This is a genomic window from Acinetobacter sp. LoGeW2-3 (assembly GCF_002688565.1).
GTDB lineage: Bacteria > Pseudomonadota > Gammaproteobacteria > Pseudomonadales > Moraxellaceae > Acinetobacter.
Genome location: NZ_CP024011.1, coordinates 1,933,793 through 1,958,053, shown reverse-complemented (window position 1 = coordinate 1,958,053; position 24,261 = coordinate 1,933,793). Strand labels below are relative to the sequence as shown.

The window sequence follows — 24,261 nt, the reverse complement described above, 5'->3', positions numbered from 1 at the left end:
GCAATTTTATTAACTTAAAACAAAAGTCGGGATGCTACAAATAAATACACCACTACGCCACTGGCATCACAAATCGATGTCACCAACGGCGCTGAAGCGCTGGCAGGATCCAGTTTCAGTTTATTCAAGATAAAAGGCAGGCTCATACCAATCAGGCAGCCAAGCAGTACAATCCCGGTCATACTGATGGCAAGCACGACAGCAACCATCAGATCACCCCGAATATAACCGAGGATCGAAACTGCACAGGCCATGGTTAAACCAAGACAGAGCGCCACCAGAGATTCGCGTCCAATTAAATGGAACCAGTCCTTAAACTGCACATCACCTGTAGCGAGTGCGCGAACCATCAAAGTTGAGGACTGCGAACCGGCATTCCCGCCACTCCCGACCAGTAGTGGCAGGAAAAACACCAAGACGATATGTTGGGCAATAATGTCTTCATATTTAGCAATCCCAAAGCTGGAAAGCAAACTACCAAACACCAGTAGTACCAGCCAGAACACTCGCTTCTTATATAAGGATAGAATTGGTACTGTCTTGATACTGTGCTGATCTAGGGGTGACACAGCACCAGCTTTCAGGAAGTCTTCAGTGCTCTCAGCCTCGGCAATATCCATGGCATCATCATAGGTGACAATCCCGACCAGCTTCTGTGAAGCATCGACAATCGGCAAGGCAATAAAGTCATAATAAGCCAGGGTACGCGCGATCTCTTCCTGATCCTCATCCACCGTGCCATAAATCACATCTTTGGTCATGACTTCGGCAATAGTCGCGTTGGGTGATGCCTGAATAATTTGACGCAAAGAAATCACGCCCAGTAAATGTTGTAGCACATCTACAATATAGATCAGGTATAGCGTGTCATGATTTCCGGCGATGTCACGTAGCGTTTCGATCGCTTCATTCATGCTGAGTTCAGGCGGAAGGGTTAAATAATCCGAACTCATCAGCGCACCGGCTGTTTCCTCCGGATAGGCATGCAGTGCTTTAAGCACCTGATTCGACTGTGGCGATAACTTGCTTAGCAATTGCTGCTGTACGGATAACGGTAGCTGTTTATACAGGTCAATAAAATCATCTGAATGCATTGCATCCAGTAAAGCCACTAGTTCATCGAGGGAGAGTGATGCGGTGAGCTGAAGCTGTTGCTGCAGCGGCAAGTATTCAAACACCTCTACCGGGCGCTGCAGCTGCTCAAAGTGATGCTGCCGTTCTTCTGGTTTAAGTTCAGCTAATAGCCTGGCTTGGTCGGCAATATTCAATTGTGCTAGATGCTGATCCGCACCTGCTTGATGCAGCTTTAGTAATTCACGTACCTGTTCAACTTGCTGATCCATCTGCGCGCTACTACCCTCTTATTATTTGTTTCTTAAAATTTTATTTCATATTTATCATGCCCTACCTAGGTGAAGCATGACATTTATTTATTCATTTTATCTCTAAGTTTAAAATTAGCTAATCAGAAGCTTAATTCAGTTCCTGCTTTTTCTTTTGAAACAGGCTACGAATCATCACATACATAAATGGAATAAAGATCAGAACCAGTACCGTTCCAAAGATCACCCCACCCAGTACACTGACTCCGATTTCCTGACGACTGACCGCACCTGCACCAAAGGCAAAAACCAGTGGCAGAATCCCGGCACCAAAGGCCAAAGAGGTCATCAAAATTGGGCGTAGACGCAAGCTTGCACCTTCCAGTGCTGCTGCAACAACAGATTTACCATGCTGTTCAGCCAATGCAGCAAATTCGACAATCAAAATCGCGTTTTTACAGGATAGGCCAATCGTCGTCAGCAAGGCGATCTGGAAATAAATATCATTAGGGAAACCTGTGAAATAACTGAAGATAATATTCCCGCCAATACCAAGAGGAATTGCAGACATCACCGCAGTTGGAATCGTCCAGCTTTCATACAATGCAGCCAGACATAGGAAGATAAAGCCAATTGAAATGGTATATAACCAGATTGCCTGATTACTGGATTGTTTTTCTTCGAAGGACAATCCACTCCAGGTCACATCAATACCTTTTTGATCCGCTACCAGAGCTTCTACATCCTGCATCGCTTCACCGGTGCTGGTATCTTTGGTGACATCCGCTTCCATTTGTAGCGCGGTATAACCCATAAAGCGATTGACCACTTCCGGCCCGCCACTCCAGTCTACTGTTGAGAAGTTACTGAATGGCACCATCTGATTCTGGTCATTACGCACATGCCACATTGCCAGATCTTCAGGTTTGGAACGGAATTCAGCATCGCCCTGCATCATTACCCGTTTAATCCGACCACGGTCAATGAAGTCATTCACATAATTCCCGCCCCAAGCGGCAGAAAGGGTACTGTTAATCGCAGATTGGGTCAGCCCATTAGCCATGGCCTGTTTCTGGTCAATATTAACCTTGAGTTCAGCCTTCTCTGGATTAGAACGCTTGCCTAGGTTTTCAAAAGTTGAATATTGCTTGGTTTTTTCTTCCAGTTCTTTAAATTGCTGTTCCAGATATTGTCGGCCATTACCTTCTACATCACGGATCCAGAAATCCAGACCATCAGTTTGTCCTAGGCCACTGACTGAAGCCGGCATATTGATATTGACCTGTGCATCTTTAAAACCTCGGAAATGCTTTAACGCACGTTCACGAATGGCTTGTGCCGTATTTTCCTCACCCGGACGATCGTCCCAATGTTTGAGTGCCACAAAGCCTGTCGCCAGATTTTGACCAGTCCCGGAGAAATTACGGCCATAACGCATCATCACCAGATTGATATTGTCTTTTTCCTGCTCCAGGAAATATTCACGAATCTTTTCCCCGGTTGCCACCGTATTTTTCAGTGGCGCACCTTCCTGCAAGCGTACCTGAATACTCAGCGTACCTTGGTCTTCACTCGGTAGGAAACTGGTAGGTAAGGCTTTATAGAACAGGCCAAATACCCCGATTAAGCCAACAAATAAGATTAAGCAGACTGCTTTATGTTGCAAGGTGACTTGAGAAAGTTTCAAATAACGCTGTTTAATATTTTCCAGCTTATGGTTAAACCACTGCGCCCAGCGAGCTGGATTCGGATTTGGTTTTAGAATCAGCGCACACAATGCCGGTGTCAGGATGAGAGCCACCATCAATGATAATGACATCGCAGCAACCAGCGTAATTGAAAACTGTCGGTAAATGACCCCCGTAGATCCACCAAAAAATGCCATGGGAATAAATACTGCTGTCAGCACCAACGTAATCCCGACCAGTGCCCCGCTGATTTCCTGCATCGATTCCAGCGCTGCTTCTTTTGCAGTTAGCTGTTTTTCATGCATTAAACGCTCGACATTTTCTACAACGACAATCGCATCATCGACCAGTAAGCCAATGGCGAGCACCAAAGCGAATAAAGTCAACGTATTGATACTCATGCCTATCGCATACAGGATCGCCATGGTACCGAGCAGTACAACGGGCACCGTCACTGCGGGAATCAGGGTGGCACGCCAGTTTTGCAGGAAGATAAACATCACCACAATGACGAGGATAATCGCTTCAATCAGCGTTTTAACGACTTCTTTAATCGATTCCTGAACAAATGGGGTGTTATCACGTGGATAGGCAATCTTATAGCCATTGGGCAACTGATTAGATAAACGTGCAATTTCAGCTTTGATCCGTTCTGAAGTTGCGATGGCATTGGCACCGGAAGCCAGTGAGATTGCCAAACCTGCAGATGCATAACCATTATTGGTACTATAGGACTGATAATTTTCCGCACCGAGTTCGACACGCGCCACATCTTTTAAATAGATAAAGCTGCCATCCCGGGCAGACTTCACAATGATATTTTCAAATTCTTCTACAGTTCTGAGCCGCGTACCCGAAGTCACTTTGGCATTCAGATACTGATCATCGACTGTAGGCAGATCACCAACTGCACCGGCTGCTACTTGTGTATTCTGTGATTCAATGGATGCACGAACATCGCTTGGCATCAGGTTGTACTGTTTCAGCTTCAACGGATTCAGCCAGATGCGCATGGCATATTGCGAGCCAAACACATCGACTTCACCAATACCTTCAATCCGGGAAATATCCTGTTCCAGATGGGTCATCAAATAATCGGACAAGGCAATATTGTCACTGCGCCCGGATTCATCATACAGGCTGATGACCATATGTGTGTCACCCAGCGACTTAAATACATTTACACCTTGGCGCTGTACATCTTCTGGGAGACGGTTCAATACGCCATTAATCGCATTCTGTACCTGTACCTGAGCTGTGTCCGGATCGGTACCATTTTCAAAGCTAATATTGATCCGGCTACGTCCAGAGGAATCGCTGCTGGAACTAAAATACAGTAAGTGATCAATACCTTTAATCTGCTGTTCCAGTACCTGAGTCACGCTCTCTTCTACCGTTTCGGCAGATGCACCTGAATAGGTTGCAGATACGGTGACACGTGGTGGCGCAATATCCGGATAGCGTTCTACAGGTAAATTCATGACCGCAAACAATCCGATCGCCATCACTACAATGGCCAGTACGCCTGCAAAAATAGGTCGATGAATAAAAAACTTAGACAGCATAGGTCTGAATCACTTTGAATTTGATGAATTTTAGGTTGAGTTTTACAACTGAATCAGCTGTATGGATATTCATTGAGATAGTACCTAAACACAAGTCATTCTCACATAAAAATACGTACAAATATAATTCGTGAAGAAAATATGTAGGCTGAAGTAAAAGCATGAATTTGTTGAATGATCGTTTTTTACTCTCAAATGTATTTTTTTAACGTACAATAATCTTCCATATAATAAAAAATGCCTTACTGGCTCTAGTTATAATTAAAAGAAAACTATGACTCAATCTCCATTATCACCCTTTAAGGGTAAAAGCGGTTTTAAACGTATTACCAATGCCACTGGATATTCCTTATCCGGCTTTAAAGCTGCATATCTTAATGAAGCAGCATTTCGACAAATTGTACTGATTAATAGCATTCTCATTCCAGTCTCATTTTTCTTAGACGTGAATGCATTTGAACAAGCATTAATGATTGCTGTATGTTTACTCGCTTTGATCGTAGAACTATTTAATTCAGCGATTGAAGCTGTAGTTGATCGAATTTCTTTAGAAAGACATGAACTTTCTAAAAATGCCAAAGATATGGGCAGTGCAGCTCAGTTTGTTGCTTTAGCAATCATCTTCTTTACTTGGGCAATTATTCTTTTACATTAATTTAATTACAAAAATAAAAAAACCCTGCTTGCGCAGGGTTTTTCTAGAATCGATTCGGTGCTTATGCAGAGAATTGGTTCATTGTGTTTTTCGCATCGTCACCCGCTTTAAGCGCGTTGTCACCAGCGAAGATTTCTTTGTGGTCATCACCAATGTCAGAACCAGCCATTGCTTGGTGTTTCACACAAGCGATACCGCCGCGGATTTCTTTACGTTGAACGCCAGCAACATAAGCCAACATACCTTCAGAACCGAAGTAACCTTGAGCAAGCTCGTGAGTAGAAAGAGCAGCTGTGTGGTAAGTAGGCAGAGTGATCAAGTGGTGGAATACACCCGCTTCACGAGAAGCATCTGCTTGGAATGTACGAACTTTTTCGTCAGCTTCAGCAGCTAATTCAGTGTTGTCGTACTCAGCGCTCATGAGTTTAGCACGGTCGTATGCAGATACGTCTTTACCTTCAGCAACCCAACGGTCGTACGCTTGTTGACGGAAGTTTAAAGTCCAGTTGAACGATGGAGAGTTGTTGTAAACAAGTTTCGCATTTGGCACAACTTCACGTACACGGTTAACCATGTGAGCGATTTCAGCTACGTTTGGAGTCGCAGTTTCGATCCAAAGAAGGTCAGCACCGTTTTGCAGGCTAGTTACACAGTCAAGTACAACGCGGTCGATTTGAGTGCCTTCACGGAACTGGTACAAGCCAGAAGCAAGACGTTTTGGACGGTGAAGTTTACCATCACGTTTGATCAGGATTTCGTCTTCAGTCGCTTCAGAGATGTCAATTTCTTGAGTGTCTAAGTAGCTGATGTATTGAGAAGCGATGTCACCTGGCTCTTTAACCACTGGGATTTTTTGAGTCAAGTCAGCGCCTTCAGAGTCAGTACGTGCAACGATGATACCGTCGTCAAGACCCATTTCAAGGAATGCATAGCGAAGCGCGTGGATTTTCGCGATGAAGTCTTCGTGTGGAACAGTTACTTTACCAGCTTGGTGACCACATTGTTTCGCGTCAGAAACCTGGTTTTCGATTTGAAGTGCACAAGCACCCGCTTCGATCATTTTCTTAGCTAGTAAGTAAGTAGCTTCTTCGTTACCGAAACCAGCGTCGATGTCCGCAATGATTGGCACGACGTGAGTTTGGAAGTTGTCGATTTGTGAAGTGATTTCAGCAGCTTTAGCAGTGTCACCAGCTTCTTGAGCTTTTTTAAGTGAACGGAAAAGATCGTTCAATTCTTTCGCGTCAGCTTGACGTAAGAAAGTGTAGATTTCTTCGATCAATGCAGGAACAGAAGTTTTTTCGTGCATAGATTGGTCAGGAAGTGGACCGAATTCTGAGCGAAGAGCTGCAACCATCCAACCAGAAAGGTAAATGTAGCGACGTTCAGTAGTACCGAAATATTTTTTGTTCGCAATCATTTTTTGCTGTGCGATAAAACCGTGCCAGCAGCCTAGTGATTGAGTGTATTTGCTAGAGTCAGCATCATAAGCAGCCATATCACGACGCATAATCGCTGCTGTGTATTTTGCAATGTCTAAACCTGTTTTGAAACGGTTCTGAAGTTGCATACGCGCAGCATCTTCAGGACTGATGTCTGCCCAAGTGTTGCCGAACTTCGCTTTTAATTCGCGGATTGCATCAATCGCTGTTTGATATGTAGTCATGATATATTCCTGTAATAATATTAGGATTTTTCTGCAACGTTGTTCTAAAACCAGACCCTCAAAACTTTGTTTAGATTTTAGTCAGCTCGTTGCGATGGTTAGAGATTAGATGCAATAAAAAAATTAATCCAATATTCTGAACGAATTATCATTATTTATTTAAAAAATATGTAGATGAAAGTCTAATTATATATTAATCAAGTTTCTATAAGTTACTGTATTTAATATTTTATTTTTAAATTTTCGAAATTTATTTCTGTCTAAAACTTCGGCAATCTGGACATAAAATATTCATTAGACTTAAGTCTTGACTCGCTTGGTAAGCTGGTTTTTTTGATCTTTTTTGCCAATCTTTTACTATATTTTGGGAAAACCAAATTCACGCATAACTTTATAATTCACACAATTTATCCACCATTTATTCCTAACCTACTTCTTAGTCTGACCTCCTTCTTCACCTACCTGATTTTAGCTAAAAATAGGCATCCAGTTTGACCCTGTAATTGACCGAATTGACAGACAAAATTCAGACTTGATTTATGAGCTCCCTCTGCTAAAAATGAATAAAAATTGCTGCAAAATCGGTGGCTTTTTTTTCATCAGCCACATACACAAGCCGCAGTACTTATGGCATAATCACTATAATTTCATGATTTTATTTTCGGTATTTTTTTTATGAATCTGGAGCGGGTCGATCTCAATCTATTAATTTATCTTGATGTACTTCTTCGCGAAAAAAATGTTACACGTGCAGCTGAGCAACTGGGCGTTACCCAGCCGGCCATGAGTAACATTTTGCGTCGTCTGCGCAATTTATTTAATGATCCCCTCTTGATCCGTTCTTCTGAAGGAATGACACCGACTGAACGCGCACTGGAACTGCAACCACGTATTCGCGATGCTCTGTCTGATCTATCCATGATTCTGGAACCCCGTACCGAGTTCCGTCCTTATACCTCCAATCGCGTCTTTCGCATCATGACTTCAGATTATGCTGAAGCCACACTGGTACCACGCCTAGTAAAAGCACTCCGTTCGGAAGCGCCGAATGTGGTTCTGGATTTCCTGACCCCAAGTGATGTGTCGTATCGCGACATGGAACAAGGTAAGGTCGACCTGGCAATCAACCGGTTCAATGAAATTCCACAAAGTTTCCACCAGGTCCTGGTTTGGCGTGACAGCTTTTCTTGTCTGCTAAATAATAAGCACCCTGCTGCTGGCAATCTGAACCTGAAAAGCTATCTAGATGCACAGCATATCTGGGTATCTAAAACCGGCATGGGCGTAGGTTTCGGGGTTAATCCTGAGAAACAGGCTGGGCTCGGCTGGATTGATCAGGCACTGGAACGTATTGGTCAAAAGCGTAAGATTTCGGTGTTTACCCGACATTATCAAATGCCGGGACTTCTTGCATCGAATGTGGATCTGGTTGCTACGTTGCCAACCCGTATCGCCCGCTTACAGGCCAAGAACCATAACTTGCTGCTAAAAGATCCACCGTTCTATATTCCAGAATTTGAATTGAAGATGGCTTGGTGTCCATTGCTGCATCATCATCCGGCGCATCGCTGGTTACGTCAGCTAATTCTGTATGTGGCGCGTCAGATGATTGAAGAAGAGAATCGTGAATTTATGCAGAATAATTCGCAATTTTCACCCTATTAATTTGAATTTCGAATAAATTCTTATTTTTTAAGCTTATACTGTAAGGACTTGAGATCTGTTTTTACACCTCAAGTCCTTTTTTGTGTTAAAAATATTCCAAGATAATATCAATCCACAGGTGGATTACGTGAGCCTCTTTCAAAACATCGTGATTATCTTAATACTCATCGCGGGGGCTGGTTTTTTATCACTGACTGAAATCGCACTTGCAGGTGCCCGCAAGGTCAAACTTAAAATTTTGGCTGAGTCAGGCGACCTCCGTGCCCAGAAAGTGCTGGATTTACAGGAAAACTCAGCAGACTTTTTTGCTGCCTCCCAAATTGGCTTAAATGCTGTCGCTATTCTCGGCGGTATTCTAGGTGAAGGCGCCTTCCGTCCTTATATCGCTGCATTTGTATCTCGTGTACATGATGGTCCTTGGACCCAGAACATCAGTTTTGCTCTATCTTTCACATTGGTAACTTCGTTATTTATTCTATTTGCCGATCTGATGCCGAAACGCCTGGCTATGATTGCACCGGAAAAAATTTCGGTTTCAGTTATCAACCCGATTCAAGTGTTTATCAAAATCTGCAAGCCATTGGCTTGGGTAATCAATGCCATTGCGAACTTGCTGTTCCGCTTATTTAAAGTCAACACGATCCGTGACGACAATATTACCTTTGCAGATATTTCTGCGGTGATGGATGCCGGCGCACAGGCTGGCGTACTCCAAAAGCAGGAACATCACTTTATTGAAAACGTGTTTGAGCTTGAAGAACGTAACGTTCCTTCCAGCATGACGACTCGTGAAAATGTCATCTTCTTTACCTTGACTGAAGCTGAAGACAGTATTCGTCAAAAACTGGCACAATATCCTTATTCCAAATTCCTGGTGTGTAATGAAAATATTGACCAGGTCATTGGCTATGTCGATGCCAAGGATATTCTGGTTCGTATTCTGAATAACCAGAAAATCAATCAGCTGAATGAATCAACTATTCGTAATGTGTTGATGATTCCAGATACCTTGACCTTATCTGAGCTACTCGATCGTTTTCGTTCTAGCAAAGAAAAGTTCGCGGTGGTGATTAATGAATATGCACTGGTTGTCGGTGTGATTACACTGTCTGACATCATGATTACTGTGATGGGTGACTGGGTAACGCCTATGGAAGAAGATCAGCAGATCTTTAAACGTGATGCCGATTCATGGCTGATCGAAGGCAGTACGCCAATTGAAGATATGAAGCATGCGCTAGGCATTGATGAGATGCCGGAAGAAGAAAATTATGAAACCTTGGCTGGTTTTATGATGTACAAACTGCGTAAGATTCCACGTCCGGCGGATATCGTAATTCATGCAGGTTATAAATTTGAAGTCGTCGATGTCGATCATTTCAAAATTGACCAGTTGCTGGTGACCCGTCTACTGGAACCAAATAAGAATACTACTGAGGAAGAATCAGATTAATCTGATTCTTCTTTTTTTAAAATCATAAAAATAAAAAGGGATGCTGATGAATTTTTCTGCCTTGCTGGCTTGCCTTGGTTTTTATTCAGGAATCTACCTGCTGTATTTCTTTTTTATGCGGGAACAGAATCCGATTTTATTGCTGGCAGGGATAGGCCTTCTGGTATTCACGGTAATTTTAATTCCCTATCCGCATGAACGCAGACGGCGTGGTTTTGATTCCACCTTAACCTGGGGGAACTATCTGCTCTGGCCCCTATTTACCTGGTGGCGTGTTTTTATCATGCCGATCAGCTGGCTGATTTCCCTTATCTATAGAGATTAAAAAAAGCACCCTATTGGGTGCTTTTTTTAAGGACTTTCTTAATGCTTACCGATCAATGCATCTAGTACCGCTTGATAGTGAATGTGGATATCATCTTCCAGAATTTTATAAGCATTATCGAACTGTACCATTGGCCAACCTTCTTTCCAGAATGGGAAAATATTATGCAGGTCGTGGGTCACAATTGCATCTTCACGCACAATTGCTTGTGCAATTTGTGCCAATACAAATGCTGTTTCCGCACCATCAATCGCCAGGTAATCAATACCACACGCTTTTAAAATACGAATACGGTCTTTCTTATAACGGATCTTTTTAATCTGTGCTTCATTCAGATGAAGGGCGATAGACACCGCTTCAACAAATTTCGCTTCAAATGACTGATGCAATTCAACCAACGCCTGTTTATGCGCTTCCTGACGACCCGCTTTACCACCCTGACGAATAGCTTCTTTCGCTTCGGTATCTAATTCATCATTTTTCATGGCCTGTAACAGGTCCAGAATTTCGATGTCGCTTAAAGTCTCAGGAGATTGATCAGTCATGAACTGCCCTTACAAATAATATTTACAATGGGGTATTTTCGCATAATTCCCGGGCAAAAAACCAAAATCCTGTGATTCACGAGATGATTTAATTGTGCTTTGCAATTTTTCGGCAAAATTCAGTAATTTGCTCTATAGTAATCTTACCGATTTATCACCCTGCTCGACCTCTACATGCAAAACCAACAAGTCAATGTGCTGCTTCAGCAACTTCAGCTGCTCTATCCGGCGGCGTTTAAGCACAATTACCTGTTTTATAGCCAGATTAAGACTAGAGGCGTACTGGATGACCGTCGTGAGTTTATTCCCTGGCTCTTGGCAAGCATGATCTTTATTCCAATCAGCTTTGTATTGAAAGACATCTTATTGAGTAATTTTGAGATTAGTAACTTTCAAGCGCATGCCTATGCCATTTTGGCGATTCTACTGTTTCTGATGCTGGTCATTCCCTTGATCATCAAACAGATTCGGCATTCTTCGCATTCGCTTTATCAGTTATTAAGACATAGTCCGGTCAAGCTTGCAGCAGTCGTGGTTTTGTCTGCCTTAAATATTGAGTTTTTACAGAGCCAGTTTGTGATGTGGGCACTCCTGTTTTTTGGTGTGAGTTTTGGCTTTGTGCGTTTCTATAAGGAAAACCTGTTTCGCCAAAACAGTCAGGATGATGAATACTATCAGCTGCATCAACTGCGTCGTGTCTGTTTCTGGGCGTATAAGCAAAGCCTGAAAACCCGATTGAAACTGTATATAACCTCTGCAAAAAGTCCTGAATACGAAGTGCTCAAACGTCAGCTGAATCGCTATGCTGATCTGTATAGCCAGTTATTCAAGTCTGAACATCAGTACTGCAAACGCATCAAACATATCGACGTGGACAGTTATCTGGACGAAGTACTGTAAATCAAAGCTTTAATTAAGATTTGAAATTCTAAATAAGTTCAGTTTCATCACTTTTAAAATTTAACTCATAAAATTGAGGAAAAATAAAACAAATAATAAGAAATCATCTTGCCAAGTTCTCGCTGCTCATCTATGATGGCGCGCATGCCCGAGTGGTGAAATCGGTAGACACAGGGGATTTAAAATCCCCCGCCCACAAAGCGTGCCAGTTCGAGTCTGGCCTCGGGCACCATTTTGACTCAGCTTAAAATGGTGCAAATGCAGAATCCCAGCCATCCGCTGGTTTTTTTGTGCCTGAATTTTCTAAATAGAGTGTGCTTCCCCATGTCCGCACCCCGCTCTTTCGATCTAGCCAAATTACAGTTACGCCATCCTGATGCCTTCTTTTGCAGACTCAGCTACAGTCGGTATAAATATTTGAATCAACCTGTTGATCTGTATTTATATTTGCGTATTGGTATTTTGATGCTGATTACAGCATTCTGCTGTTTGTGCTTCTCCTTACCTTTTTATCCTGACTTTATGGATTCAAAGAATCAGGCCATTAGTGCAGGTACGGTCGTACTCATCAGCATGCTCTATCCTTATATCTGGCGTGCCCAGTTTCAGGCCAAATACAGTTCTGCACGCTATGCAAAGCGCTTGCAATCCTGTTTATATATTCAAACCCTGATTGCTGTCCTGTCGCTGATCAACTTTCAATACTACCACTCAGTGTTCATTGCTTTGCCTTGCTTAGGCCTACTTGCCTTCAGCGGTTTTGTCCCGGTTTTAATTGAACCGTGTTTTAGAAATTCTACCCGCAGTACCCTGCTGGTCCGTTTGCAGCATATCCGTCAATTGGCTTACTGGTCTTATCAACAGTCGCAGAGCAAAGCGCCTGAACCGGTGCCACTGCAAAAGGATTTAAAAAAGTATTATCTGGAATTGCATCAACGCTGTATGCAGGAAGAGCAGAAACTGCTAGATGAAATTCATTATAAAAATTTTAAAGACGCATTTTTAGACCATTAAAAAAAGCCCTGTTTTACAGGGCTTTTTTCTTACCATTCTCGGGTGGCGACCAGTTCTTCCATTTCAACTTCGAAGTATCCTTGATCCTGTACCACCATCATCATCGCCTCAGCAATATAATCTGCTGCGGTATCATCCAGTGAGGAATCCAGGTCTTCAAACTGCGGCTTCATTTCATTGATTTCTGCTACAGTCGCATTGGCAAACTGATAAATCTCATACTCAGATAAACCAGATTTCGCCACCTTTTTGGCAAAGCGTTCGATATGCTGCTTTACTTCAGCAACCAGAATATCGGGATAATATTCATCATCGAACATTGGGAGAAGTAAATCTGCAAACATTACAGGCACTCTAAAACAATATTAAAAGTTAAGCGTGCCCTATATACCACATTGCCGCTTAAAAGCCAAACAGCACAACGCTTAGCATGAAAATCAATACATCATTAAACTGCAGTTTGCATTGCTTTCCAGACCTTAATCGCATCTGCAGTCGCTTTGACATCATGTGCGCGTACCATGCAGGCTCCTTGTTGAATACTCAGAAGATGTGCTGACACTGAACCCACTGCGCGATCTATGGCTTCTGCCCCACCTAATGCCTGTCCAATAAAGCGTTTACGTGACAGCGCCGACAGGATTGGGTAGCCCAGTTCATTCAGTTTATAAAATTCATTCAATAATTTTAGATTCTGTTCCGCATTTTTAGCAAAACCAAAACCAGGATCAATCATGATGTTTTCAATTCTCACACCAGCATCCAATGCATCTTGTACCCGCTGACTCAACTCGGCAATTACATCTGTGGTCACATCTTCATATTGATCTAGATTATTCATGGTGGTGGGTTCACCACGCATATGCATGATGATCACCGGAATATTGAGTTCTGCTGCGGTCTCCAAAGCATTCGGTCGGGTTAAAGCACGAACATCATTCCAGATATGCGCCCCTGCTTTGACTGCAGCTTTAATCACTTCTGGCTGAGAGGTATCAATAGAGATCACGACATTATGTTTAGCTAATTCCTCAACTACTGGGACCACACGGCGAATTTCTTCTTCAACTTCGACTACCGATGCACCTGGACGCGTTGATTCACCACCCACATCGATTACAGTTGCGCCTTCAGCAATCATCTCCAAAGCGCGTGCTATTGCAGCATCTTTGGAATTATGCTGACCACCATCACTAAAGGAATCTGGAGTAACGTTTAAAATTCCCATCACATGCGGTTGAGATAAATCCAGTTTTAAGTGTCCAAATGTCCATAAGCGTGGTAACAAAGGCATCAGCTGCATGTTTTCATCCTAAATCCAATAACCCGCGTATTGTCGTATGGATAGCGAGATAAAGCAAAGCTGAATCTATTCAGAATTAGATTTCAAACTGCTTATTGGAGTATTGCATCAGCTTGGATTGCAGTTGCGATTTCACATCCGCCCATTCACTTTTTAAAATACTATAGATATAACTATCCCGAACTGTTTGGCCATCTTTACGCAACATATGACAGCGAATGATACCATCCCGTTTCGCACCCAGTGCTTCAATGGCTTTCTGACTTCTTAGATTCAGATGATCCGTCCGGAAGCCTACTACCTGAGCATCCAGCTGCTCAAAAGCGTGGCTTAACAAGAGATATTTACAGACCCGATTTACATAAGTACGCTGATAGCGCTTTGCATACCAGGTATAGCCAATATAAAAGCGTGGGATTTCAGGTTTGATGTCATGATAGCTAGTCGTGCCAATGGCTCGACCAGATATTAAATCGATCACAGCAAAGGCCATTCTTGACCCCTGAACCTGTTGATCTAAAGCCTGCTGCACATATGGTTTTAATTTGCTTAAGTAAGGCACAGAATTATACAGATCCTCACCCAAATCCCCTTCAGCACACGCAGCTTCTAAATCTGCATAATGTTCCCATGTCAGCGGCTCTAAACGTAACTGATAAATATTGGATTCTAAAACTGGCATCTTCATTTTTATTTTAGCTCTTTGATTTTTCTAGGCTGAATATAGCATCCAGCCAAAACAATCTAAATCATTGCCATAAAAAAACCACCCGAAGGTGGTTTTTTATTTTCAGCTTAGTTGGCTGGCAATGGCGGAGGAGTCATTGGACCATCGGTTGGCGTAACATCAATCACAGGATTGTCTGAAACGTATACCTTAGGTGGGTTCGGCTCACGACCTTCCATGATGTCACGGATTTGCTCGCGGTCGATTGTTTCCCATTCCATCAACGCTTTCACCATGGCATGCGCGATATCCTTGTTATTTTCCAGGATGTCACGCGCCACTTTGTATTGCTCATCAATGATACGACGTACTTCAGCATCAACCTGTTGTTGAGTTGCTTCAGAAATTGTACGGCTGCCAATACTGCCCATGAAGGATTGCTGAGAATCATCTTCATAGACCATTACGCCTAACTTGTCAGACATACCGTATTTGGTCACCATCGCACGTGCCACTTTAGTTGCACGTTCGAAGTCATTTGACGCACCAGTCGACATTTGGTTAATGAAGATTTCTTCTGCGATACGACCACCGAACAAGATCGAAATGTCATTTAACATTTTGTCTTTGTAATGGCTGGTCTGGTCAAACTCAGGCAACTGCCAGGTTACACCCAATGCCCAACCACGCGGCATAATCGTTACTTTATGCACAGGGTCTGTACCTGGCAGCATTTCAGCAACAATCGCATGACCTGCTTCATGGTAAGCCGTAGCACGACGTTCTTCTTCACGAAGTACCATCGATTTACGTTCAGGACCCATGTACAACTTGTCTTTGGCATCTTCAAAGTCATGCATGTCGACAGTGTTCTTGTTACGACGTGCCGCGAATAACGCTGCTTCGTTCACAAGGTTTGCCAACTGCGCACCAGAGAATCCAGGCGTACCACGAGCAAGAACTTTCACATCCACGCCAGTGGTAGAAGGTAGTTTCTTCAAGTGGACATTCAGGATTTGCTCACGACCTTTAATGTCTGGTAAGCCAACCATCACTTGACGGTCGAAACGGCCTGGACGAAGTAAAGCTTTATCCAGTACATCAGCACGGTTAGTCGCCGCGATTACGATAATACCTTCGTTGCCTTCGAAACCGTCCATCTCAACCAGCATCTGGTTCAGTGTCTGTTCACGTTCATCATGACCACCACCTGTACCTGAACCACGGTGACGACCAACCGCATCAATCTCATCGATGAAGATGATACATGGCGCATGGCGTTTCGCCTGTTCAAACATGTCACGTACACGAGATGCACCGACACCCACGAACATTTCTACGAAGTCAGAACCGGAAATACTGAAGAATGGAACTTTGGCTTCACCCGCAATGGCTTTTGCAAGCAGGGTTTTACCTGTACCTGGAGGACCAACCATCAGGACGCCCTTAGGAATAGTCGCACCCAGACGTTTGAATTTTGCAGGATCTTTCAGGAAGTCTACGATTTCGACCACTTCCTGTTTTGCTTCATCACAGCCAGCAACATCGGTGAAGGTCACTTTAATCTGGTCTTCAGACAGCATTTTCGCCTTCGACTTACCGAAGCTCATCGGGCCGTTCTTGCCACCTGCACCGCCACCCATGTTGCGCATAAAGAACATGAATAACAAAATGATTAAAAGCACAGGGAAACTTGCGATCAGCAACTGCATCAACAAGCCTTGGCGTTGCGGTGCAGTACCTTCAACCACCACGTTGTTCTTGATGAGATTTGGCATCAGCTCAGGATCCTGAACTGCCGGGCGAATACTTTCAAACTCTGAACCGTTTGATTTCTCACCACGAATTCTTTCGCCATCTATTGTCACTTGCTTAATCTGGCCGTCATTCACCGCTGCAACGAACTCTGAATAGTTCATTGTTGTCGGCTGATTGCGATCACTGACGTTGCTGAAGATGAGCACCAGCACACCCAGTATCACGAGCCACAATACGGCATTCTTAAAAAGATCGCTCAAAGCTTTATTTCCCATTCCAATCTAATTTGATCATGCCCTCACGGGTGACCTTAATTTCCAAGTTATGTTCAACTTGCAATTATTAAAAACGTACAAAATGCACAATTTTTAGCGTGTTGGCAAGTAGACTTTATTTCAAAGCCTTCTTGCGCCCCTGCCCCACCAGAAAGACTTCTTTCGAGCGAGCACGCGATGCAGCAGGTTTTACCGTTTTCAGAACATCAAAACTATTGACCACTTCCTTACGGAATTCATCAAAGCCAGTGCCCTGAAAGACTTTAACGACAAACTGACCTTTCGGACCTAGAACCTTATTGGCAAAGTCCAGTGCCAGTTCACAGAGATAGATCTGACGCGGTTGATCTACAGCCTTATTACCTGATGTATTGGGGGCCATATCGGAAATTACAACGTCTACCGTACGTCCATCTAAAATATTTAACAATTTATCGAACACTTCCTGCTCACGGAAGTCACCTTGCAGGAAGGTCACATCTGGCAGTGCATCCATTTCTAGAATATCTGATGCGATCACCAAACCTTTAGAACCGACCAGTTTTCCAGCGATTTGTGACCAGCTTCCTGGCGCTGCACCCAGATCGACAACTGTCATGCCTGGTTTGATAATGCCGTATTTTTCTTGAATCTCAAGAAGTTTATACGCAGCACGTGCCCGATAACCTTCTTTTTGCGCTTTCTTCACATAAAAGTCATCGAGATGCTCTCTCATCCACGCACGACTACTTTTGGATAACTTCTGGTTGGTAATGCGTGTTGCCATAACTCTCTAAATAAAAAAAACTTCCAATATTTAATTGTACGTGAAAAACATAGGATTTGCAGTATTGATCTGTATCTAAATCTAAGGCAGTTGGTTGGATTTTTTATGTGATCGCGCCGATTATTTCCTGAGAATTTAAAGCGTTTGTTTATTGCTTTTGCTATACTAAGCCGTTTTAAAAATCAGGTTATCTCTCATGGCGTCTTTATCTATTCAGGAACGTAAACGTTTACGTCAAATCGGACATGCATTAAACCCAGTGGTAATGCTTGGTGACAAAGGCCTGACTGAAAGCGTGATCGAAGAACTTGAACGTGCGCTGAACGACCACGAACTGATTAAAGTGAAAGTTGTAGCTGAAGATCGTGAAGCACGTGCCGTTCTGATCACCGAGATCGTTGAAGCGACTGGTGCTGAAATCGTACAAACTATTGGTAAAATCGCGTTGCTTTACAAGAAAGCGCCGAAACAAAACCAAAAACTGTCTAACCTTGTTCGCTTTGCGCACTTGTCTAACTAAGTTCAGGATCTATGGCTAGTTACGAACTGAATGCATTTGATCGTCGTTTTCAGGCGATCTCGCTGGTCGGGGCGATTGAACAACAAGGCTCATGCACTTTAAATGTGGGTTTTTGGCTACGCGATCCGAACCAGTATGTGCTTTGGCCTGAACTGGTCGCAGCACATCCTCGTCAGGATTTCCTCTGGGAACAGACGTGTTACGAAATTTTTATTGGGGTAAAGGACGAAGATTTTTATCGTGAGATTAATCTCTCTCCTTCTCAAGCCTGGCAGGCTTATCAGTTTGAAGAATACCGTTACCCGGAAGAAATGCCGCCACAACCGGCTTATGATATCGATCTGAATCAGCTCAAGCGTACCCATTATGGACTCAATGTCAGTCTGGATCTGACCGATTTCATGGCGACGAACAAGCTGAAATGGTCTGATCTGTTCCTTGGCCTGTCTGCTGTATTGAAAACCTCTCAAGGTGATCAATACTATGCGATGCAGCATAGTAGTCCTCAGGCAGACTTTCACAATAAACGTGACTGGTTGCATGTGTTCTAGGATTTAAATCCTGTCCTGTGACCTACAGGTGACGAAATATAAAAAACGTGAGGCTCATCGGTCTCACGTTTTTATTTTGTCTTAAGTTAAAGGTCGGTTTTTAGTGATTTAGTTTTTTGTGATGTAGTCTTGCATTGCTCTGTACTGCCGCCACAGCAGCATAAAAGATTAGAATTGTAGTAATCGCAATAATGGAAACTGCGGCCTGTAAAACACTGAGACAACTTAGACTCAGTATGACCATGGCAAGATAAGCTAGACGGCTTTTCCAGGTTTCAAGATTCAAAACCATGATCAAGGCGAGTAGTAATATTGCCGCTATAAGATGATGTTGCATCATGACCCCCTATTTTTGTTTTATGAGTCAGTGTTGCGTCCAACACGAAAGGAGAACTGATGCGCTCCCCCTCGGCTGTTTTTTTGTTTTATTACTTATTAACTTTTTAGATCAGTTTCTTTTTCTTCGGTTTCTCCTTTTACAACGACGGGTTTCACTTTTTTCAAAACTTCAATCGTGCTGTCTTTAGAGCGTTTCAAGGTATCTGCCAGATGATCCTTATGCTTAGTTGAAATCTGGGTCACATCTTCTTTAAGTTCTTTACCGAGTTTTGACAGGTCATCAATCACTGCAGTAAATTCGGTTTTAATAAAGCTGGTCAGTTCATTCAACTCTTTATTTTGTGAACCAAACAACTGGCCTTTCAGGGTGTCGATACGCTGTAGCAAATCCTGCTTGAATTGAGTCAACTGCTCAGTCACTGTATTGCTCAGTTTCTTCACTTCAGCTTCAATATTTTCTTTACTTTCAGTAAGCGTTTCAGCCACCTGTTCTTTGGCCTCTACTGCTGCTTTTTCAAGCTGCTCGGCAGATTCAGTGACAACGACATTTAGATTTTTTTTAGATGTTGTAGTTTTAGTTGTTGTAGCCATGTCTTTTGCCTTTAAGTTATGTTTTGACGATTTCATATTATTAAATTCGATAAAATTTAAGACTTGATTTGTCTGACAATTATTAAATGGTTACATTTTTTAACATTGATCACGAAACAGACTTTCAAGCAAAAAGCAAGCCATTTATCTCATACTTTTGCAGCAAAGCCATTGGACTTAACAGGTGTTCCTGCGTATAATGCCGTGTTAAGTTCAAGCGAGCAGACATAGGAGGGTAGGTTTAATTATTAGCCTTCCTTTTTTTTCGTCTACTCGCTTTTTTACAGCCTAAATTTCAGGAGCTTTGGTTTGAGCACCCCAGCAATTTTAGCCCTTGCCGACGGAACTATCTTTAAAGGTACTTCGATTGGCGCATCGGGTTGTACGACTGGTGAAGTCGTTTTCAACACTGCCATGACTGGCTATCAAGAAATTTTGACTGATCCAAGTTATGCACAGCAGCTTGTGACTTTGACTTACCCACATATCGGTAATACTGGTTGCAACGAAGAAGACGCAGAATCAGGTCGTATTCATAAAGTATGGGCGAACGGTTTAATTATCCGTGACCTTCCTTTATTACACAGTAACTTCCGTGCTGAACAATCACTAGGTGAATATCTAGAACAGCACAATGTAGTGGCTATTGCTGACATCGACACGCGACGATTAACTCGAATTTTGCGTGATAAAGGTGCACAAAACGGTTGTATCCTTGCAGGCGAAAACATCACTGAAGAAGAAGCACTTGAAAAAGCACGCGCATTCGGTGGGTTGAATGGTTTAGACCTTGCAAAAGAATGCTGTGACCCTGAAGGTTTTGAATGGACTGAAGGTTCATGGACTTTAGGTAAAGGCTTCGCTCAACCAGAATTTAAATTCCATGTTGTTGCATACGATTACGGTGTCAAAACCAACATCTTGCGTATGCTCGCAGACCGCGGTTGTAAATTGACTGTGGTACCTGCGCAAACTCCTGCTGCTGACGTACTTGCAATGAATCCAGATGGCGTGTTCCTATCGAACGGCCCTGGCGATCCAGCTGCATGTGACTACGCAATTGAAGCTGTAAAAACAATTGTTGAAGATGCTCGCAACGTACCAGTATTTGGTATTTGCTTGGGTCACCAGATTCTTGCGCTTGCAAGCGGTGCTCAGACTGTGAAAATGCCTCATGGTCACCACGGTGCCAACCATCCTGTACAGAACATTGAAACTGGTACAGTGATGATTACTTCTCAAAACCACGGCTTCGCAGTGGATGCAGAAACACTTCCTGCAAACCTTAAAGCTACGCACAAATCACTGTTCGACCAAACCCTGCAAGGGATTCATCGTACAGACAAACCTGCGTTCAGCTTCCAGGGTCACCCTGAAGCAAGCCCTGGTCCACATGACTGCGCACCATTGTTCGATCATTTCATCGAACTTATCGAAGCATCTAAGAAGTAATTAAGGAAGCATCATGGCTAAACGTACAGACATTAAAAGCATCTTAATTATCGGTGCTGGTCCTATTGTGATTGGTCAGGCGTGTGAGTTTGACTATTCAGGCGCGCAAGCGTGTAAAGCTCTTCGTGAAGAAGGCTACCGTGTTATTTTGGTGAACTCTAACCCAGCGACCATTATGACTGACCCTGCAATGGCAGATGCGACGTATATCGAACCGATTACCTGGCAAACTGTTGCAGCAATCATTGAGAAAGAACGCCCAGACGCAGTTCTTCCTACAATGGGTGGTCAAACTGCATTGAACTGTGCCCTTGCCCTTGATGAGCACGGCATTTTAGAAAAATACAATGTTGAATTGATCGGTGCGACTAAAGAAGCGATTGAAAAAGCTGAAGACCGTAAACTGTTCGACCAAGCAATGCGTAAAATTGGTCTTGAATGTCCAAAAGCCGACATTGCAGAGTCAATGGAAGAAGCTTTAGAAATCCAAGCACGCTTCGGTTTCCCTGTAATTATCCGCCCATCATTCACCATGGGTGGTTCAGGCGGCGGTATCGCGTATAACAAAGAAGAATTCATTGAAATCTGTGAACGCGGTTTCGATCTTTCTCCAACGAAACAGTTATTGATTGATGAATCATTGATTGGTTGGAAAGAGTACGAGATGGAAGTTGTTCGTGACAAAAATGACAACTGTATCATCGTATGTACGATTGAAAACTTTGACCCAATGGGCGTGCACACAGGTGACTCAATCACTGTTGCACCTGCGCAAACGCTTACAGACAAAGAATTCCAGTTACTTCGTAACGCGTCTTTAGCTGTACTTCGTGAGATTGGTGTTGAAACTGGTGGTTCGAACGTTCAGTTCGGTATCAACCCGAAAGATGGCCGTATGGTTGTGATCGAGATGAACCCCCGTGTTTCTCGTTCATCTGCGCTTGCGTCTAAAGCAACCGGTTTCCCAATTGCGAAAATCGCTGCGAAACTTGCAGTGGGTTACACCCTTGATGAACTGAAAAATGACATCACTGGCGGTACAACTCCTGCATCATTCGAACCTGCGATTGACTACGTAGTTACCAAGATTCCTCGTTTCAACTTCGAGAAATTCCCACAAGCTGACGCAACTTTGACGACTCAGATGAAATCTGTAGGTGAAGTGATGGCTATTGGCCGTAACTTCCAAGAGTCTATGCAAAAAGCGCTTCGTGGTCTTGAAGTGGGTGCTTCTGGCTTCGACGAAAAAATCGAAGTAGGTACTGAAGGCGCACGCGAAAAAATCCTTCAAGAACTTAAAGTTCCAGGTCCTGAGCGTATCTGGTACGTGGGCGATGCATTCCGTCACGGTTTCACTTTAGACGAAGTATTTGCTGCGACTAACATCGACCGCTGGTTCCTGATCCAGATCGAAGACATCATCAAAACTGAAAACCAGATCAAATCTTTAGGTTTCGGTGACTTGAACGCTGACAATATCCGTGCGTTCAAACGTAAAGGTTTATCTGACCTTCGCATCGCGAACCTGATGGGTATTTCACAAAAACAATTCCGTAAACACCGTTGGAACCTGGGCGTAACGCCAGTCTACAAACGTGTTGATACATGTGCTGCAGAATTCGAATCTGATACAGCGTACATGTACTCAACTTACGATGAAGAGTGTGAAGCGAATCCATCAACTCGCGACAAGATCATGGTCATCGGTGGTGGTCCTAACCGTATTGGTCAAGGTATCGAGTTCGATTACTGCTGTGTACATGCGGCACTTGCAATGCGTGAAGACGGTTACGAAACAATCATGGTGAACTGTAACCCTGAAACTGTTTCTACCGACTACGATACATCTGATCGTTTGTACTTCGAACCAATTACACTTGAAGATGTACTTGAAATCGTACGCATCGAGAAGCCTAAAGGCATTATCGTTCAGTACGGTGGTCAAACTCCGCTGAAACTGGCTCGCGCTTTGGAAGAAGCTGGTGCGCCAATTATCGGTACATCACCAGATGCGATTGACCGTGCAGAAGACCGTGAACGTTTCCAACAAATGATTCAACGTCTGCAACTTCGTCAACCAAGCAACAGCATTGTTAAATCTGCTGAAGAAGGCATTGCCGAAGCATCGAAAGTGGGCTATCCATTGGTTGTTCGTCCGTCTTACGTGCTTGGTGGCCGTGCGATGGAAATCGTATACAACGACGAAGAGCTTAAACGCTACCTACGTGATGCGGTTCAAGCCTCTAACGAAGCACCTGTTCTTCTTGACCATTTCTTAGATGATGCAATTGAAGTTGACGTGGACTGTGTATCTGACGGTAAAGACGTTGTGATCGGCGGTATCATGCAGCACATCGAACAAGCAGGTATTCACTCAGGTGACTCTGCATGTTCTATTCCTCCTTACTCTTTATCTAAAGACGTTCAGGACGAAATGCGTCGTCAAACCGTGGCTATGGCGAAAGAGCTTGGCGTAATCGGTCTGATGAACGTACAGTTTGCTGTAAAAGGTACTGACGTATACATCCTGGAAGTGAACCCACGTGCTTCTCGTACTGTTCCATTCGTTTCTAAGTGTATCGGCGAATCTTTAGCGAAAGTGGCTGCGCGTTGTATGGCGGGTCAATCTCTAGAATCCCAAGGATTCACTTCAGAGATTATTCCTGAACACTTCTCTGTAAAAGAAGCTGTGTTCCCATTCAACAAGTTCCCTGGCGTTGACCCAATCCTTGGCCCTGAAATGAAATCTACAGGCGAAGTGATGGGTGTTGGTAAAACATTTGGTGAAGCGTTCTATAAAGCCGTTTTAGGTGCAAACGAACGTTTACCTGGTCTGCCAACTGAAGGTGAAGTGAAACACGCATTTATCTCTGTTCGTGATTCTGATAAACCACGTGCAGCAGGCATTGCGAAACAACTTATTGACCTAGGCTTCAAGATTCTTGCAACTGATGGTACATTTGAAGTGATTAGCGCAGCTGGTCTTGAATGTGAACGCGTAAATAAAGTGACTGAAGGTCGTCCAAACATTGTGGACCGTATTAAAAACGGCGAAATCCACCTTGTGATTAACACGACTGAAGGTAAAAAAGCGCAAGAAGATTCATTCTCGATCCGTCGTTCAGCGCTTCAAGGTAAAGTGTATAACACAACTACCTTGAATGGTGCGGACGCAGTATGCCAAGCTCTAGCAATTAAATTACCGATGGATGTGTATCGTCTGCAAGACCTTACTAAAGGCTAA

The 24,261-nt window shown here is 43.4% G+C and carries 21 protein-coding genes and 1 tRNA gene; 11 read left to right on the top strand and 11 right to left on the bottom strand.

Annotation, left to right across the window (positions count from 1 at the left end; translation table 11 throughout):
- Nucleotides 1-14: 14 nt before the first annotated feature.
- Both mgtE and BS636_RS09405 read right to left on the bottom strand, forming a co-directional pair.
- A complete protein-coding gene (mgtE, locus tag BS636_RS09410) occupies nt 15-1,343 on the bottom strand; it encodes a magnesium transporter (protein WP_099338514.1) in 1,329 nt (442 codons plus the stop codon).
- 130 nt (nt 1,344-1,473) lie between these two features.
- Nucleotides 1,474-4,575, bottom strand: a complete 3,102-nt coding sequence (locus tag BS636_RS09405) for a multidrug efflux RND transporter permease subunit (RefSeq protein WP_099338513.1) — start codon at nt 4,573-4,575, stop codon at nt 1,474-1,476.
- A gap of 274 nt (nt 4,576-4,849) precedes the next feature.
- On the opposite strand from BS636_RS09405, the gene BS636_RS09400 reads away from it, so the two are divergent.
- Complete coding sequence (locus BS636_RS09400; RefSeq protein WP_099338512.1) at nt 4,850-5,230, top strand: diacylglycerol kinase; 381 nt, start codon at nt 4,850-4,852, stop codon at nt 5,228-5,230.
- 61 nt (nt 5,231-5,291) lie between these two features.
- On the opposite strand, the gene BS636_RS09395 is transcribed toward BS636_RS09400, so the two are convergent.
- Nucleotides 5,292-6,893 carry an isocitrate lyase gene (locus tag BS636_RS09395; protein ID WP_099338511.1) on the bottom strand — a complete coding sequence of 534 codons (1,602 nt, stop codon included), beginning with the start codon at nt 6,891-6,893 and terminating at the stop codon, nt 5,292-5,294.
- A gap of 675 nt (nt 6,894-7,568) precedes the next feature.
- On the opposite strand from BS636_RS09395, the gene BS636_RS09390 reads away from it, so the two are divergent.
- From BS636_RS09390 to BS636_RS09380, 3 genes are all read left to right on the top strand, one after another.
- Nucleotides 7,569-8,558, top strand: a complete 990-nt coding sequence (locus tag BS636_RS09390) for a LysR family transcriptional regulator (RefSeq protein ID WP_004814962.1) — start codon at nt 7,569-7,571, stop codon at nt 8,556-8,558.
- 127 nt (nt 8,559-8,685) lie between these two features.
- Nucleotides 8,686-10,011, top strand: coding sequence for a hemolysin family protein (locus BS636_RS09385; RefSeq protein ID WP_099338510.1), 1,326 nt, complete (start codon nt 8,686-8,688; stop codon nt 10,009-10,011).
- Nucleotides 10,012-10,057: 46 nt separating this feature from the next.
- On the top strand, nt 10,058-10,336 hold the full coding sequence (locus tag BS636_RS09380; protein ID WP_099338509.1) for a hypothetical protein: 279 nt from the start codon (nt 10,058-10,060) through the stop codon (nt 10,334-10,336).
- Nucleotides 10,337-10,374: 38 nt separating this feature from the next.
- Here BS636_RS09380 and BS636_RS09375 read toward each other — a convergent pair whose 3' ends face one another.
- Nucleotides 10,375-10,881 carry a hypothetical protein gene (locus tag BS636_RS09375; RefSeq protein ID WP_099338508.1) on the bottom strand — a complete coding sequence of 169 codons (507 nt, stop codon included), beginning with the start codon at nt 10,879-10,881 and terminating at the stop codon, nt 10,375-10,377.
- Between the two features lie 174 nt (nt 10,882-11,055).
- On the opposite strand from BS636_RS09375, the gene BS636_RS09370 reads away from it, so the two are divergent.
- From BS636_RS09370 to BS636_RS09360, 3 genes are all read left to right on the top strand, one after another.
- A complete protein-coding gene (locus BS636_RS09370; protein WP_099338507.1) occupies nt 11,056-11,781 on the top strand; it encodes a hypothetical protein in 726 nt (241 codons plus the stop codon).
- A gap of 146 nt (nt 11,782-11,927) precedes the next feature.
- A tRNA-Leu gene (locus BS636_RS09365) sits at nt 11,928-12,013 on the top strand.
- Between the two features lie 92 nt (nt 12,014-12,105).
- Nucleotides 12,106-12,795: a hypothetical protein gene (locus BS636_RS09360; RefSeq protein WP_099338506.1), complete on the top strand. Its 690-nt coding sequence runs from the start codon at nt 12,106-12,108 to the stop codon at nt 12,793-12,795.
- Between the two features lie 29 nt (nt 12,796-12,824).
- Here the strand turns inward: BS636_RS09360 and BS636_RS09355 are convergent, their stop codons facing one another.
- The 5 genes from BS636_RS09355 to rlmE form a co-directional block, all read right to left on the bottom strand.
- Nucleotides 12,825-13,139 carry a DUF5713 family protein gene (locus tag BS636_RS09355; RefSeq protein ID WP_099338505.1) on the bottom strand — a complete coding sequence of 105 codons (315 nt, stop codon included), beginning with the start codon at nt 13,137-13,139 and terminating at the stop codon, nt 12,825-12,827.
- Nucleotides 13,140-13,243: 104 nt separating this feature from the next.
- The gene (folP, locus tag BS636_RS09350) at nt 13,244-14,098 is read right to left on the bottom strand and encodes a dihydropteroate synthase (RefSeq protein ID WP_099338504.1); all 855 of its coding nucleotides are present in this window, start codon (nt 14,096-14,098) and stop codon (nt 13,244-13,246) included.
- A 76-nt stretch (nt 14,099-14,174) separates the two neighbouring features.
- Complete coding sequence (locus BS636_RS09345) at nt 14,175-14,786, bottom strand: GNAT family N-acetyltransferase (protein ID WP_099338503.1); 612 nt, start codon at nt 14,784-14,786, stop codon at nt 14,175-14,177.
- A 107-nt stretch (nt 14,787-14,893) separates the two neighbouring features.
- Nucleotides 14,894-16,783 carry an ATP-dependent zinc metalloprotease FtsH gene (gene ftsH, locus BS636_RS09340; RefSeq protein ID WP_099339640.1) on the bottom strand — a complete coding sequence of 630 codons (1,890 nt, stop codon included), beginning with the start codon at nt 16,781-16,783 and terminating at the stop codon, nt 14,894-14,896.
- Between the two features lie 130 nt (nt 16,784-16,913).
- Entirely contained in the window at nt 16,914-17,564 is a 651-nt protein-coding gene (rlmE, locus tag BS636_RS09335) for a 23S rRNA (uridine(2552)-2'-O)-methyltransferase RlmE (RefSeq protein ID WP_099338502.1), read from the bottom strand.
- A gap of 196 nt (nt 17,565-17,760) precedes the next feature.
- Here rlmE and yhbY point away from each other — a divergent pair, with 196 nt between their 5' ends.
- Both yhbY and BS636_RS09325 read left to right on the top strand, forming a co-directional pair.
- On the top strand, nt 17,761-18,084 hold the full coding sequence (yhbY, locus tag BS636_RS09330) for a ribosome assembly RNA-binding protein YhbY (RefSeq protein WP_099338501.1): 324 nt from the start codon (nt 17,761-17,763) through the stop codon (nt 18,082-18,084).
- 11 nt (nt 18,085-18,095) lie between these two features.
- On the top strand, nt 18,096-18,635 hold the full coding sequence (locus BS636_RS09325; RefSeq protein WP_099338500.1) for a DOMON-like domain-containing protein: 540 nt from the start codon (nt 18,096-18,098) through the stop codon (nt 18,633-18,635).
- 100 nt (nt 18,636-18,735) lie between these two features.
- Here BS636_RS09325 and BS636_RS09320 read toward each other — a convergent pair whose 3' ends face one another.
- Nucleotides 18,736-18,972, bottom strand: a complete 237-nt coding sequence (locus BS636_RS09320) for a hypothetical protein (RefSeq protein ID WP_099338499.1) — start codon at nt 18,970-18,972, stop codon at nt 18,736-18,738.
- A 98-nt stretch (nt 18,973-19,070) separates the two neighbouring features.
- Complete coding sequence (locus BS636_RS09315; RefSeq protein ID WP_099338498.1) at nt 19,071-19,565, bottom strand: hypothetical protein; 495 nt, start codon at nt 19,563-19,565, stop codon at nt 19,071-19,073.
- A 309-nt stretch (nt 19,566-19,874) separates the two neighbouring features.
- Between BS636_RS09315 and carA the strand changes: the two genes are divergently transcribed.
- Together carA and carB are read left to right on the top strand one after the other, a co-directional pair.
- Complete coding sequence (gene carA / locus BS636_RS09310; protein WP_099338497.1) at nt 19,875-21,017, top strand: glutamine-hydrolyzing carbamoyl-phosphate synthase small subunit; 1,143 nt, start codon at nt 19,875-19,877, stop codon at nt 21,015-21,017.
- A 13-nt stretch (nt 21,018-21,030) separates the two neighbouring features.
- Nucleotides 21,031-24,261 (top strand): carbamoyl-phosphate synthase large subunit, encoded by a 3,231-nt coding sequence (gene carB, locus BS636_RS09305; protein ID WP_099338496.1) that lies wholly within the window; start codon nt 21,031-21,033, stop codon nt 24,259-24,261.